We start from the raw sequence: 12,883 nt of genomic DNA, 5'->3' as shown, positions 1-12,883 counted from the left end.
AGGCATCAGGCATCAGGCATCAGGCATCAGGCGACGGAGGCGAGCGACGACGGGCCGCCCTCGTGGTGGATCGGGGTGTGGGCTCCCGTCAGCGGTACGCCGCTGCCACCGCGCCGGTCGGCGACGATCTCCGCCATGATCGACAGAGCCGTCTCCTCGGGCGTACGGGCCCCCAGATCGAGCCCGATGGGCGAGTGCAGGGAGGCCAGCCGGTGTTCGGTCACCCCGGCCTCGCGCAGCCGCTCGTTGCGCTCCAGGTGCGTGCGGCGCGATCCCATCGCGCCGACGTAGGCGACCGGCAGGCGCAGGGCCAGTTCGAGCAGCGGCACATCGAATCTGGCGTCGTGCGTGAGGACGCACAGGACCGTGCGCGCGTCCACGCCGGTGGCCGCGAGGTAGCGGTGCGGCCAGTCGACGACGACCTCGTCGGCCTCCGGGAAGCGGGCCGCGGTGGCGAAGACGGGGCGGGCGTCGCAGACGGTGACGCGGTAGCCGAGGAAGCGGCCGGCCCGCACCAGCGCCGCGGCGAAGTCGATGGCCCCGAAGACGATCATGCGGGGCGGCGGAACGCTCGATTCGACGAGCAGGGTGAGGGGCCGGCCGCAGCGCGACCCCTCGGCACCGATGCCCACCGGGCCGGTGCGGCCCGCGTCCAGCATCGCGCGGGCCTCGGCCGCGGCGGTGCGGTCCAGTTCGGGCGCGCCGCCGAGCCCGCCCTCGTACGTGCCGTCGGCGTGCACGAGCAGCGGGCGGCCGAGCAGGTCGTCGGGCCCCTCGGTGACCCGGGCGACCGCCGCCGCCGTCCCCCCGGCGGCGGCGGCGAACGCGGCGGCGAACACCGGGCGCGCGGGATCGTCCGCGCGCACCGGTGTGACCAGGATGTCGATGACGCCACCGCAGGTCAGACCGACCGCGAAGGCGTCGTCGTCGCTGTAGCCGAAGCGCTCGCGCACGGTGGTGCCGTCGTCGAGGGCCTGCCGGCACAGCTCGTACACCGCCCCCTCCACGCATCCGCCGGAGACCGACCCGATGGCCGTGCCGTCGCTGTCGACCGCGAGTGCGGCGCCCGGCTGCCGGGGCGCGCTGCCGCCGACGGCCACCACGGTGGCCACCGCGAACGCGCGTCCCTGCCCGACCCACAGGTGGAGTTCCTCGGCGATGTCCAGCATGGCGTGTGTCTCCTTCTGACGGAGGTGCGAGGGGATGCGGGTCAGTTGACGCCCAGCCAGCTCTCGATCGGGTGCAGGGCGAAGTAGACGAGGAAGACCAGCGTCAGGACCCACATGAAGACGCCGACCTCCCGGGCCCGGCCCTGGGCGAGCTTGATGGCGGCGTACGAGATGACGCCTGCGGCGACACCGGTGGTGATCGTGTAGGTGAACGGCATCAGGACCACGGTGAGGAAGACCGGGACGGCGACGGAGCGGTCGCTCCAGTCCACGTGCCGGGCGTTCTGCATCATCATGGCGCCGATGACGACCAGGGCGGCCGACGCCACCTCGGCCGGAACGATCGCCGTGAGCGGGGTGAAGAACAGGCAGGCGGCGAAGAAGAGACCGGTGACGACGGAGGCGAGGCCGGTGCGCGCGCCCTCCCCGACCCCGGTCGCCGACTCGACGAACACGGTCTGGCCGGAGCCTCCGGCGACTCCGCCGATCGCTCCGCCCGCGCCGTCGATGAACAGCGCCTTGGACAGCCCCGGCATCCGGCCCTTGTCGTCGGCGAGCTCCGCCTCCGTGCCGACGCCGATGATGGTGGCCATCGCGTCGAAGAAACCGGCCAGCACGAGGGTGAAGACGATCAGGCCGACGGTCATCACCCCGACGTCGCCCCAACCGCCGAACTCGACGTGCCCGAAGAGCGAGAAGTCCGGCGGGGACACGGCGCTGCCGCCCAGCTCGGGCGGGCCGCTGCTCCAGGCCTTCGGGTCGATGTCGCCGACGGCGTTGACGACGATCGCGACCACGGTTCCGGCGACGATGCCGATCAGGATCGCGCCGGGGACGTCGCGCGCCTGCAGCATGAAGATCAGCAGCAGGGTCACGGCGAAGACGAGGACCGGCCAGCCCGCGAGTTCACCGGCGGGGCCGAGGGAGAGCGGGGTCGCGGTCCCCTGGTGGACGAAGCCCGCCTTGAAGAGGCCGATGAGGGCGATGAAGAGACCGATGCCGATCGTGATGCCGTGCTTCAGCGCGAGCGGGATCGCGTTCATGATCAGCTCGCGGAGGCCGGTGACGACGAGCAGGCAGATCACCACGCCGTAGACCACGCACATGCCCATGGCCTGCGGCCAGGTCATGGCCGGGGCCACCTGTGAGGCGAGCACACCGGAGACGCTGAGGCCGGCGGCCAGCGCGAGGGGGACCTTGCCGACGAAGCCCATGAGGAGCGTGGTCGCCGCCGCCGCGAGCGCGGTGGCCGTGATCAGTCCCGGCTGGCTGAGCAGCCGGCCGTCGACGTCCTCGCCGCCCAGGATGAGCGGGTTGAGCAGGAGGATGTACGCCATGGCCATGAAGGTCGTGACGCCGCCGCGCACCTCGCGCGCGACGGTCGATCCCCGTTCGGATATGTGGAAGTACCGGTCGAGCCAGGACCGTCCTGCGGGGACGCGCGAGCCGGGGCCCGCGTCGTCCGCGCTCGTCCTGGGTTCCACTGACTGCTGGGTCATGTTGCCTGACTCCCAAGGTTCACAGGGGCACCCGCGTGGAGCGACGTGATTGCGGGATTTGGGATGACTGCGTGGCGGCACGACCCGGGGGACGGCCCGAGGCGAACGTTTCGTGCAGGTGGGTCCGGGCCCGGGACGGTGCGCGGCACCGTCCCGGGTCGTCTGTCGGTGCGTCAGGTCCCGGTGATGTGCTCGGGGCGCACCGGTGTCCTGTTGAGCTCCAGCCCCGTCGCGTTCCGGATCGCCGCGAGGACGGCCGGGGTGGACGACAGGGTCGGGGCCTCACCGACGCCGCGGAGCCCGTACGGGGCGTGGTCGTCGGCGAGTTCCAGCACGTCGACCGGGATGCTCGGCGTGTCGAGGATGGTGGGGATCAGGTAGTCCGTGAAGGACGGGTTGCGCACCTTCGCGGTCTTCGGGTCGACGAGGATCTCCTCCATGACGGCGACACCCAGCCCCTGGGTGGTGCCGCCCTGGATCTGGCCCACGACCGACAGCGGGTTGAGGGCCTTGCCGACGTCCTGCGCGCAGGCGAGCTCGATGACCTTGACGAGGCCGAGCTCGGTGTCGACCTCCACGACCGCGCGGTGGGCGGCGAAGGAGTACTGGACGTGGCCGTTGCCCTGGCCTGTCCGCAGGTCGAAGGCCTCGGTGGGCCGGTGGCGCCACTCCAGCTCGATGTCCACGGCCTCGTCCTCCAGCACCTCGGCCAGCGGTGCGAGCACCTCGCCGCCGTCGGTGACGACCTTGCCGCCCTCCAGGAGGAGTTCGGCGGTCGCCCACGCGGGGTGGTACGTACCGAACTTGCGGCGGCCCATCTCCAGCACCTGTTCGCGGACGGCCTCGCAGGAGTGCTTCACGGCGCCGCCGGTGACGTACGTCTGGCGGGACGCGGAGGTGGAACCGGCGGAGCCGACCCGGGTGTCCGCCGGTTGGATGGTCACCTGGCTGACGCCGAGCTCGGTACGGGCGATCTGGGCGTGGACGGTGACACCGCCCTGGCCCACCTCGGCCATCGCCGTGTGCACGGTGGCGACGGGCTCGCCGTTGATGACCTCCATCCGCACCCGGGCGGTGGAGTAGTCGTCGAAGCCCTCGGAGAAGCCGACGTTCTTGAGGCCGACCGCGTAGCCGACCCCGCGCACGACGCCTTCGCCGTGCGTGGTGTTGGACAGCCCGCCGGGCAGCGCGCGTACGTCGACGGAGCTGCCCCCGGCGTCGGCCGAGAGCCACTGCTGCTCGGGCGGCATGGGGCGGGCCTTCACGCGGCGCAGCAGCTCGGCGACGGGGGCCGGGGAGTCGACGCGCTGGCCGGTGGGGAGCAGGGTGCCCTGCTCCATGGCGTTCAGCTGCCGGAGCTCGACGGGGTCCATGTCCAGTGCGGCGGCCAGCTTGTCCATCTGCGCCTCGTACGCGAAGCACGCCTGGACCGCTCCGAAGCCGCGCATGGCGCCGCAGGGCGGGTTGTTGGAGTAGAGCGCGAGCGCCTCGATGTCGACGTCCTCGACGACGTACGGTCCGACCGCGAGCGAGGCCGCGTTGCCGACGACCGCCGGGGAGGCGGAGGCGTACGCGCCGCCGTCCAGCACGATCCGGCACCTCATGTGCGTGAGTCTGCCGTCCTTGGTGGCCCCGTGCTCGTAGTGGAGCCTGGCCGGGTGCCGGTGGACGTGCCCGAAGAAGGACTCGAAGCGGTTGTAGACCATCTTCACGGGCTTGCCGGTGCGCAGGGCGAGCAGGCAGGCGTGGATCTGCATCGACAGGTCCTCGCGGCCGCCGAAGGCGCCGCCGACGCCGGAGAGCGTCATCCGGACCTTGTCCTCGGGGAGGCCGAGGACGGGGGCGATCTGGCGGAGGTCGGAGTGCAGCCACTGGGTGGCGACGTACAGCTCGACGCCGCCGTCCTCGGACGGCACGGCGAGGCCGGACTCGGGGCCGAGGAAGGCCTGGTCCTGCATCCCGAAGACGTAGTCGCCGGTGACGACGACGTCGGCCTGCTGCGCGGCGGCGTCCGCGTCGCCGCGGACGACCGGCTGGCGGTGCACGATGTTGGGGTGCGCGACATGACCGACGTGGTGGTCGGTGCGGCCCTCGTGGACCAGGACCGCGTCCGGTGCGGTCGCGGACGCCTCGTCCGTGATGACCGGCAGTTCGGCGTAGTCGATGCGGATCTTGGCCGCGGCGCGGCGTGCGGTCTCGGGGTGGTCGGCGGCGACGAGGGCCACCGGTTCACCGTGGTGGCGGACCTTGCCGTGGGCGAGGACCGGGGTGTCCTGGATCTCCAGGCCGTAGTTCTTCATCGCGGCGGGCAGGTCGTCGTAGGTGAGCACGGCGTAGACGCCGGGCGTGGCGACGGCCTCGCCGATGTCGATCGACCTGATCGCGGCGTGGGCCACGGTGGAGCGGAGCGTGTGGCCCCACAGCATGTCCTCGTGCCACATGTCCGAGGAGTACGCGAACTCCCCGGTGACCTTGAGGGTGCCGTCGGGGCGCAGGGTGGACTCGCCGATTCCGCCCTTCGTCATCGAACCCTGGGTGATCCTGGTGGGGGTGCCGGCCGGTACGGAGGCGGCTCGTGGGTGCAGCGCCATGGCTATCGGACCGCCTCTTCCTGCCGGGCGGCCGCGAGGCGGACCGCGTCGAGGATCTTCTCGTAACCGGTGCAGCGGCAGAGGTTGCCGGAGAGTGCCTCGCGGATGTCCTGGTCGGACGGGGAGGGCTGTGTTTCGAGCAGCTCGTCGGCGGCGACCAGGAGGCCGGGGGTGCAGAACCCGCACTGCACCGCGCCCGCGTCGATGAACGCCTGCTGGATCGGGGAGAGCTCCTCGGTGCCCTGCCCGTCCCCGGCCTGCCGGCTCCGGGCCGTGCCGAGCGGGGTGCCGCAGGCTCCGGTGGCGCAGCCGGTGCCGGGGTGGGCGTCCTCGCGGTGCCTGGCGTAGTCCGCGAGACCTTCGACGGTGACGACCTGACGGCCCTCCGCCTGGCCGGCCGCGACGAGACAGGAACAGACCGGCACACCGTCGAGGCGGACGGTGCAGGAACCGCATTCGCCCTGCTCACAGGCGTTCTTCGAACCGGGAAGGCCCATGCGCTCACGCAGGACGTACAGGAGGGACTCGCCCTCCCAGACGTCGTCGACTTCCTGCTTGCGGCCGTTGACCGTGAAATTCACTCGCATGGGTTAAGCAGCTCCTTCGAGGGTGCGGCCGGTGTCGCGGTACTGCTCCCAGGTCCAGCCCAGCGTGCGGCGGGCCATGACGCCGACGGCGTGCCTGCGGTAGGCCGCGGTGCCCCGTACGTCGTCGATGGGGCTGCAGGCGCCGGAGGCGAGCTGGGCGAACTGCTTGGCGACGGACGGAGTGATGATCTTGCCGTTCTCCCAGAACCCGCCCTCGTCGAGCGCGGCGTTCAGGAACTCCTCGGCCGCCTCGGCCCGGACCGGGGTGGGGGCGGCGGAGCCGATGCCGGTGCGGACGGTGCGGGTCCCGGGGTGGAGGGCGAGGCCGAAGGCGCAGACGGCGATGACCATCGCGTTGCGGGTGCCGACCTTGGAGAACTGCTGGGGGCCGTCGGCCTTCTTGATGTGGACGGCCCGGATCAGCTCGTCCGGCGCGAGGGCGTTGCGCTTGACGCCGGTGTAGAAGGCGTCGATCGGGATCATCCGGGTGCCGCGTACGGACTCGGCCTCGACCTCGGCACCCGCGGCGAGCAGGGCCGGGTGGGCGTCGCCCGCGGGGGACGCGGTGCCGAGGTTGCCGCCGACACCACCGCGGTTGCGGATCTGCGGTGAGGCGACGGTGTGCGAGGCGAGCGCGAGGCCGGGCAGCTCGGTCCTGAGGTTCTCCATGATGGCGCTGTACGGCACGGAGGCGCCGAGCCGCACGGTGTCCGGGCCGGTCTGCCACTCGGACAGCTCACCGATCCGGTTCAGGTCCAGGAGGTGTTCGGGCCGCCGGTGGTCGAAATTGATCTCGACCATCACATCGGTGCCACCCGCGATGGGCACAGCCGTCGGGTGCTCGGCCTTGGCGGCGAGCGCCTCCTCCCAGCTGGCGGGGCGAAGGAAGTCCATGAGTGGCTCTCTTCTTCTCAATCGGGGTCGTTCGGCTGGGGGCGGGGTGCGGCCTGCCCTCTACTGGTCGTTCCTGTGTTGTTGACGCGGTGTGTGGCCCAGTACACAAGCCTTGCTCCACTCGGTGCAGTCACCGAAACCATGAAGGAATTGGCTGGCCCCCACCCCTGTCTTGTAGATTCGAACGAATGGCGGGTTCCGGTAACCTCACCGCAATTCACAGGTGTCCCCGCCGCCCCCACACCCCCTCACGCACCAACGAAAAGAATCGGCGGCGAATCGACGATGCGGCTGCGCGCACTGCTGGACACCGACGCGCTGGGCCTGCGGCTGCTCGGCGGCGAGGACGAGCTGGACCGTTCGGTCCGGGGCGTCATGACGACCGATCTGCGCGACCCCAGCCGCTATCTCTCCGGCGGCGAGCTGGTCCTCACGGGACTGGCCTGGCGCCGGGACGCCTCGGACTCGGAGCCGTTCGTCCGGATCCTGGCCGGTGCCGGGGTGGCCGGGCTGGCGGCGGGCGAGGCGGAGCTGGGCGACGTCCCCGACGATCTGGTCGAGGCGTGCCTGCAGCACCGGCTGCCGCTCTTCGCAGTGAACGAGATCGTCGCTTTCGCAACGATCACCGAGCACGTGGTGCGCCAGGTCTCCGGCGAACGGGCCGGCGACCTCGCCGCCGTCGTCGACAGGCACCGCAGGCTGATGACCTCGGGCCCGACCGGCGGCGGCCCCGAAGTGGTCCTGGACCTGCTCACCTCCGACCTCGATCTGCGGGCCTGGGTGCTCTCCCCCACGGGCCGGCAGATCGCCGGGGCGGGCGAGCCGCTGGCCGGGCACGTCGGTGCGGCCCTGGCCGGGCAGCACCTCGCGGCGACCCGGACCGGCCGCCGGGGCCCGCACCGGGCCGAGGCCGACGGTACGACGTATTCGCTGTTCCCGATCCGGAACAACGGCCGGGGCACCGTCCCGGCCGCACCCCGCGACGTGCGCGAGTCGGTGCTCTCGGACTGGCTGCTCGCCGTGGAGGCGGACGCGAGCGACTGGCCGGCCGCGCGGCTGGACCTGCTCCAGGGCGTCACCCAGCTGATCGCGGTCGAACGCGACCGCCGCGACGCGGCCCGCGCGGTACGCCGCAGGCTCGCCCAGGAGGTGCTGGAGCTCGTCCAGACGGGTGCCGCCCCGTCCGAGATCGCGGCGAGGCTGCGGGTGGCCGCCCCGGTCCTGCTGCCGGGCCTCGGTACGGCCCCGCACTGGCAGGTCGTGGTGGCCCGGGTCGAGTGGTCGGGCGAGGACGCCGACCTTCCGGGCGGCCAGGTCGCGCAGGCCCTGCTGGAGGAGATCCTGGTCGACCCCGCGGTGACGGGTCCCGATTCCGCCGACCGGATCGCCGTGGCACACACGGGCGACGAGGCCATCGCCCTCGTGCCCCTGCCCGCCGTGAGCCCTGCCTCCGCACCCGGCGGGCCGTCGGACGTCGAGGGCGCGGAGAGGCCCGAGGGCGCGTCCCCCGCGGGGACGGCCCGGGACACCGGGGCGCGGGAGCGGCGGGACACCGCGCTGCACGCCGACTCCCTGCTCGCCACGGTCCGGGACCCGCTGTCCGCGGGTCTCGCGGACGACGGCCGCCTGACACTGGGTGTCAGCGCCGCCGTGCATTCCGCCGAAGGTCTGCGCGGCGCCCTGGAGGAGGCCCGGCACGCCCGCAGGGTCGCGGCGGCCCGGCCGGGGCGGGTCTGCGCGGCCGGTCACCACGAGCTCGCCTCGCACGTCCTGCTGCTGCCCTTCGTCCCCGACGACGTGCGCCGGGCCTTCACGGCACGGCTCCTGGACCCGCTGCGCGACTACGACCGGCGTCACCGGGCGGAGCTCATCGAGACGCTCGAAGCCTTCCTGGACTGCGACGGTTCCTGGACGCGCTGCGCCGCCCGGCTGCACCTCCACGTCAACACACTGCGCTATCGCGTCGGACGTATCGAGCAGTTGACGGGGCGTGACCTCTCGCGCCTGGAGGACAAGCTCGATTTCTTCCTCGCCCTGCGCATGAGCTGACCTCCGGGCCCCCGGACGGCCCGTCCGGGCTCCGCCCGATTGTGAATTCTTTCACCTGACATCGATCCCACCCCTTGGCCCGGCGTGCCAATCCGTGCTGAGATGCGCCCAGACTCAACAGCTCAATGGCGCGCTCGGGGAGGGCAATGTGGCGCATACCGCCATGTCTGGTTCCGGAACGACAGCAGATGACGATCCGCCGCTCCAGACAGCGGTATGGCGGCTGCGTTCACGCGCCTGCTGGACCGACGCGGCCGCGCTGCTCGAACCGCACGCGGCCACCGACCCCGCCGCCGCCCTCCAGCGGACCTCCCTGCTGACCGAACGGTGCCTGTACACCGGCACCGGTTGGACCGACGCCGAGGACGCGCTGCGCACCGCGGAGGCGCTCGCCCACGACAACACCGAGCGCGGAGCCGCCGCCTGCGAGCGCGGCTACCTGGCCTACGCGTCGACCCTGCTCGGCGCACGGGACCGGGCCGACGAGGCCAGCGTGGCGCTCAGCAGGGCCGCGGCCCTGCTCGCCCCCGCGGCTCCGGGCCGCCCGCTGCTGGACTTCCGGCGTGGGCTCATCGCCCAGAACATCGCCGACGCACCCGAGTCGGCACGCGCCGCCTACCGCAGGGCGCACGCCGGGGCCACGGCCCAGGGGGACGAGCTGCTGCTGTCGTTCACCTGGCGGCACCTCGCCTCGCTCGCCCTGCGCGACGGGGAGCTCGCGGAGGCCCGGCACGGATTCGCGGAGTCGCTGCGGATACGGGAGGAGCTGGGCTATCTCGTCGGCACGGCCCCCGCGCTCATCTCCCTCGCGGACGCCGAGACGGGACCCGAGGCCGCCCGGCTGCGCGCCGAGGCGGGCAGGCTGTTCCGGCTGCTGGGCGGCGTACCGACCTGGCTGGCTCCCCGGCTGGAACCGCCGGCCCCGGAGACCGTCGAGGCGAACTGAGCGCGGGCGGAGGGGCGGTCAGGCCCTCACCCGGGCCGCCGTACCGCCCCTCCGCCCGACGGGCAGGGCCGGGAGGGGAGGCTTCCGGACGGCGGGAGCGGGCGCGACCGGCGGCCCTCAGCCGTCCGCGCCGTTGAAGTGTTCGCGCACCAGCGACTGCACCACCGCCAGGTCCCGGGCGATCAGCGCGTCCAGGAGCGCGGTGTGCTCCGAGGCGTCGGCGAGGAGATCGGCCCGGCGGGTGGCCGGGTTGCTCACCAGCGGCCACTGGGAGCGGCGGTGGAGGTCGTCGGCGACCATCACGAGCTGTTCGTTGCCCGAGAGCGCGAGAACGGCACGGTGGAAGGCGCGGTCGCACTCCGCGTAGCTCGCACGATCACCGACCGCGGCCGCCGCGACCGTGGCGTCGGCCAGTGGCCGCAGGGCGCACCAGTTGCCCGCCGGGACGGTACGGGCCAGCCGCAGCATCACGGGGACCTCGATCAGGGCACGCACCTCGGCGAGCTCGGACAGCTCACGCGGGCCGCGCTCACTGACCCGGAAGCCGCGATTGGGCACGACCTCGACGGCTCCCTCGACGGTCAGCTGCTGCATGGCCTCACGCACCGGTGTAGCCGAGACACCGAAGCGGGCGCCCAGCGCCGGGGCCGAGTAGACCTGCCCGGGGGCGAGCTCACCGCCGACGAGGGCGGCGCGCAGCGCGTCGAGGACCTGGCTGCGCACGGAGTGCCGCTGCACCACCCGGGGCGCGTGCGGCTCACTGTGGGTGTGCTCACCGCGCGCCTGCTCGGGCACGCGGGCGTCCGGCGGGGTCCCTGAGGATGCGTACGGCAGGCGTACGCCGTCGCGCGTTCTGCCCTGCTCCACCGGAACCTCCTCGGACCGCGGGCCCCGCTCGCATGCGCCCGGCCCCCTGAGCACGATAGGCGGAGCGGCCCGCAGTTCAAATACCGACCGTTTCGGGTAAGGTAAGGCTTACCTGTAAAAGATCGTGATTCGGTGGTCCCGCATGACCGTCCCCACCCTGCTCACCGCCGCCGCCCCGTCACCCGTGACGGCGGCGTACACACGTCTGGCCGAGGTCTTCCCCGGACTGCGCGCCGAGGTGCTCGCCGATGACGCCCCGGCACCGTCGGGATCCGGCTGGGTCGGTGCGGCCGGGCTCGCGGAGGGCGGTGCGACCCTGGACACCTTCCTGGCCTGGGACGACGCCCAGGTGGTGCGGGACTACGGCACGCGAGCCCGCCCCGACGTGGTGGCCAGCTTCGGACTGCACCGCTACGCCTGGCCCGCCTGCCTGCTGGTGACGGTGCCCTGGTTCACGCACCGCCGGGTGCCCCGGATCCCCGTACAGGACGTCTCCTTCCATCGGGCACTGGGCCGTCTGACCCTCCGTGTGCGGGAGTTCGCCTGTCTGCCGGACGACCCGGCGGCGGTCCTGCCCGGCGCCCGGATCGTGCCGGACGAGGCCGCGCTGCGGGCCGAGGTCCTCGATGCCGTGGCGGAACACCTCGGCCCGGTGCTGGACGGATTCGGACCGCGCATGCGGCGCGGCAAGCGGGCACTGTGGGGCATGGCGACCGACGAGATCGTCGAGGGCCTCTGGTACGTGGCCCACCTGCTCGGCGAGGAGCGCCGCGCGATGAAGGAGCTGGGGCTGCTCCTGCCCGGCACCACCAAGCCGTACGTGGGCACGGCCGGCTTCCGTGAGCTGACCGGCCCCGACGGCGCGTCCCTCCCGACCCGTGACCGGGCGAGCTGCTGCCTGTTCTACACGCTGCGGCCGGAGGACACCTGTGTCACCTGCCCCCGCACCTGCGACGCCGACCGTGTCCGGAAGCTGACTCCCGCTCCCTGAGCCCTCGTTGGCTCGCACCGCCCGTCCGGGCGACCCGACTTCGAACACAACACGCTACCCATAGGCGGCCGTTCGATAAGTTTTCACCCCATCGGTGAACTTGACCACCTCAATAGGGTTTAGTTGGCCCGAAACCCCCCTGCACGGTGCGGTTTTCCGTCACGATGGCGCTCGATACGCCCTACGTGACGCAAGGGACCGCGCATGAGATTGACCGATATCTCGCTTGACTGGTTGCTTCCGGGCGCCGTGCTGCTCGTGGGGGTACTGGCGGCGGTGACGGTGATCGCGCGCGGCAAGCGCGCCGCCGAGCAGGCCGCAGCCGACGACAGCTGGGAACGCAGCGAGGACCGCCGCAGGCGCAAGGAGGCACTGTACGCCACCGCCTCGTACCTGCTGCTGTTCTGCTGCGCCGCGGTTGCCGCCGCCCTCTCCTTCCACGGGCTCGTCGGCTTCGGCCGGCAAAACCTCAACCTCTCCGGAGGCTGGGAGTACCTCGTCCCGTTCGGCCTCGACGGGGCCGCGATGTTCTGTTCGGTGCTCGCGGTGCGCGAGGCCAGCCACGGCGACGCCGCGCTGGGGTCCCGGCTGCTGGTGTGGACGTTCGCCTGCGCCGCCGCCTGGTTCAACTGGGTGCACGCACCCCGCGGTATTGAGCATGCGGGCGCCCCTCACTTCTTCGCGGGGATGTCCCTCTCGGCTGCCGTACTGTTCGACCGCGCGCTGAAGCAGACCCGCCGGGCCGCACTGCGCGAGCAGGGCCTGGTGCCCCGCCCCCTGCCCCAGATCCGCATCGTGCGGTGGCTGCGCGCCCCCAGGGAGACCTTCGGCGCCTGGTCGCTGATGCTCCTCGAGGGCGTACGCACCCTGGACGAGGCGGTGGACGACGTCCGTGAGGACCGTCAGAAGAAGGAGCTGGACCGGCACAACAGAAGGGACCGGGCGAAGCTGGACCGCGCCCACATCAAGGCACTGAACCGGCAGAACCGGGTGTGGGGGCGCAGCGCCCGGATCGGCCGCCAGATGGACGTGCAGGCCATCGCCACCGCACCGGGCGGCGGACAGGCGGCCGTGGAGCCCGCCACGACGGAGGCGGGACAGCTGCCCCTTCGTCCCCGGCCGTCCCTGCAGGCCCTGAACCACACGCAATCCAGAAGCACGTCGGCACCGACCACCAGCAAGGAACCGGCCGCCGTCGACGTCGGTGCGGAGTACGACGCCCAGGCACTGCCCCGGCTCGATTCGCTCGAGCAGAAACTCAAGGACCTGGAGCAGCAGTTCGGGTGACCG

The 12,883-nt window shown here is 72.4% G+C and carries 10 protein-coding genes; 4 read left to right on the top strand and 6 right to left on the bottom strand.

Annotated elements, in window-relative coordinates:
- Window positions 1–26: 26 nt before the first annotated feature.
- From OG927_RS26960 to OG927_RS26940, 5 genes are all read right to left on the bottom strand, one after another.
- Window positions 27–1,169, bottom strand: a complete 1,143-nt coding sequence (locus OG927_RS26960) for an XdhC/CoxI family protein (RefSeq protein ID WP_319101816.1) — start codon at window positions 1,167–1,169, stop codon at window positions 27–29.
- 41 nt (window positions 1,170–1,210) lie between these two features.
- Complete coding sequence (locus OG927_RS26955; protein ID WP_124280723.1) at window positions 1,211–2,668, bottom strand: NCS2 family permease; 1,458 nt, start codon at window positions 2,666–2,668, stop codon at window positions 1,211–1,213.
- Between the two features lie 173 nt (window positions 2,669–2,841).
- Window positions 2,842–5,259, bottom strand: coding sequence for a xanthine dehydrogenase family protein molybdopterin-binding subunit (locus OG927_RS26950; protein ID WP_330320910.1), 2,418 nt, complete (start codon window positions 5,257–5,259; stop codon window positions 2,842–2,844).
- 2 nt (window positions 5,260–5,261) lie between these two features.
- Window positions 5,262–5,846, bottom strand: a complete 585-nt coding sequence (locus OG927_RS26945; RefSeq protein WP_056792062.1) for a (2Fe-2S)-binding protein — start codon at window positions 5,844–5,846, stop codon at window positions 5,262–5,264.
- Window positions 5,847–5,849: 3 nt separating this feature from the next.
- Window positions 5,850–6,740 carry an FAD binding domain-containing protein gene (locus OG927_RS26940; RefSeq protein WP_056792059.1) on the bottom strand — a complete coding sequence of 297 codons (891 nt, stop codon included), beginning with the start codon at window positions 6,738–6,740 and terminating at the stop codon, window positions 5,850–5,852.
- Window positions 6,741–7,025: 285 nt separating this feature from the next.
- Here OG927_RS26940 and OG927_RS26935 point away from each other — a divergent pair, with 285 nt between their 5' ends.
- Both OG927_RS26935 and OG927_RS26930 read left to right on the top strand, forming a co-directional pair.
- Window positions 7,026–8,789, top strand: a complete 1,764-nt coding sequence (locus tag OG927_RS26935; RefSeq protein WP_124280726.1) for a PucR family transcriptional regulator ligand-binding domain-containing protein — start codon at window positions 7,026–7,028, stop codon at window positions 8,787–8,789.
- A gap of 163 nt (window positions 8,790–8,952) precedes the next feature.
- On the top strand, window positions 8,953–9,735 hold the full coding sequence (locus OG927_RS26930; protein ID WP_056792055.1) for a hypothetical protein: 783 nt from the start codon (window positions 8,953–8,955) through the stop codon (window positions 9,733–9,735).
- A gap of 117 nt (window positions 9,736–9,852) precedes the next feature.
- On the opposite strand, the gene OG927_RS26925 is transcribed toward OG927_RS26930, so the two are convergent.
- Window positions 9,853–10,602 carry a GntR family transcriptional regulator gene (locus OG927_RS26925; RefSeq protein WP_124280727.1) on the bottom strand — a complete coding sequence of 250 codons (750 nt, stop codon included), beginning with the start codon at window positions 10,600–10,602 and terminating at the stop codon, window positions 9,853–9,855.
- 142 nt (window positions 10,603–10,744) lie between these two features.
- Here OG927_RS26925 and OG927_RS26920 point away from each other — a divergent pair, with 142 nt between their 5' ends.
- Together OG927_RS26920 and OG927_RS26915 are read left to right on the top strand one after the other, a co-directional pair.
- A complete protein-coding gene (locus OG927_RS26920) occupies window positions 10,745–11,593 on the top strand; it encodes a (2Fe-2S)-binding protein (protein WP_056792050.1) in 849 nt (282 codons plus the stop codon).
- 204 nt (window positions 11,594–11,797) lie between these two features.
- The gene (locus OG927_RS26915) at window positions 11,798–12,880 is read left to right on the top strand and encodes a DUF2637 domain-containing protein (RefSeq protein ID WP_124280729.1); all 1,083 of its coding nucleotides are present in this window, start codon (window positions 11,798–11,800) and stop codon (window positions 12,878–12,880) included.
- Window positions 12,881–12,883 lie beyond the last annotated feature (3 nt).

This window comes from Streptomyces clavifer (assembly GCF_036345975.1).
Classification (GTDB): domain Bacteria; phylum Actinomycetota; class Actinomycetes; order Streptomycetales; family Streptomycetaceae; genus Streptomyces; species Streptomyces clavifer.
The sequence above is the reverse complement of the archived record's forward strand: the minus strand, read 5'-3'. Positions and strand labels throughout refer to the sequence as shown.

Coding starts and splice junctions, on each gene's coding strand:
- OG927_RS26940 (WP_056792059.1), bottom strand. CDS start 6,740: ATGGACTTCCTTCGCCCCGCCAGCTGGGAGGAGGCGCTCGCCGCCAAG.
- OG927_RS26915 (WP_124280729.1), top strand. CDS start 11,798: ATGAGATTGACCGATATCTCGCTTGACTGGTTGCTTCCGGGCGCCGTG.
- OG927_RS26930 (WP_056792055.1), top strand. CDS start 8,953: ATGTCTGGTTCCGGAACGACAGCAGATGACGATCCGCCGCTCCAGACA.
- OG927_RS26920 (WP_056792050.1), top strand. CDS start 10,745: ATGACCGTCCCCACCCTGCTCACCGCCGCCGCCCCGTCACCCGTGACG.
- OG927_RS26935 (WP_124280726.1), top strand. CDS start 7,026: ATGCGGCTGCGCGCACTGCTGGACACCGACGCGCTGGGCCTGCGGCTG.
- OG927_RS26960 (WP_319101816.1), bottom strand. CDS start 1,169: ATGCTGGACATCGCCGAGGAACTCCACCTGTGGGTCGGGCAGGGACGC.
- OG927_RS26955 (WP_124280723.1), bottom strand. CDS start 2,668: ATGACCCAGCAGTCAGTGGAACCCAGGACGAGCGCGGACGACGCGGGC.
- OG927_RS26950 (WP_330320910.1), bottom strand. CDS start 5,259: ATGGCGCTGCACCCACGAGCCGCCTCCGTACCGGCCGGCACCCCCACC.
- OG927_RS26945 (WP_056792062.1), bottom strand. CDS start 5,846: ATGCGAGTGAATTTCACGGTCAACGGCCGCAAGCAGGAAGTCGACGAC.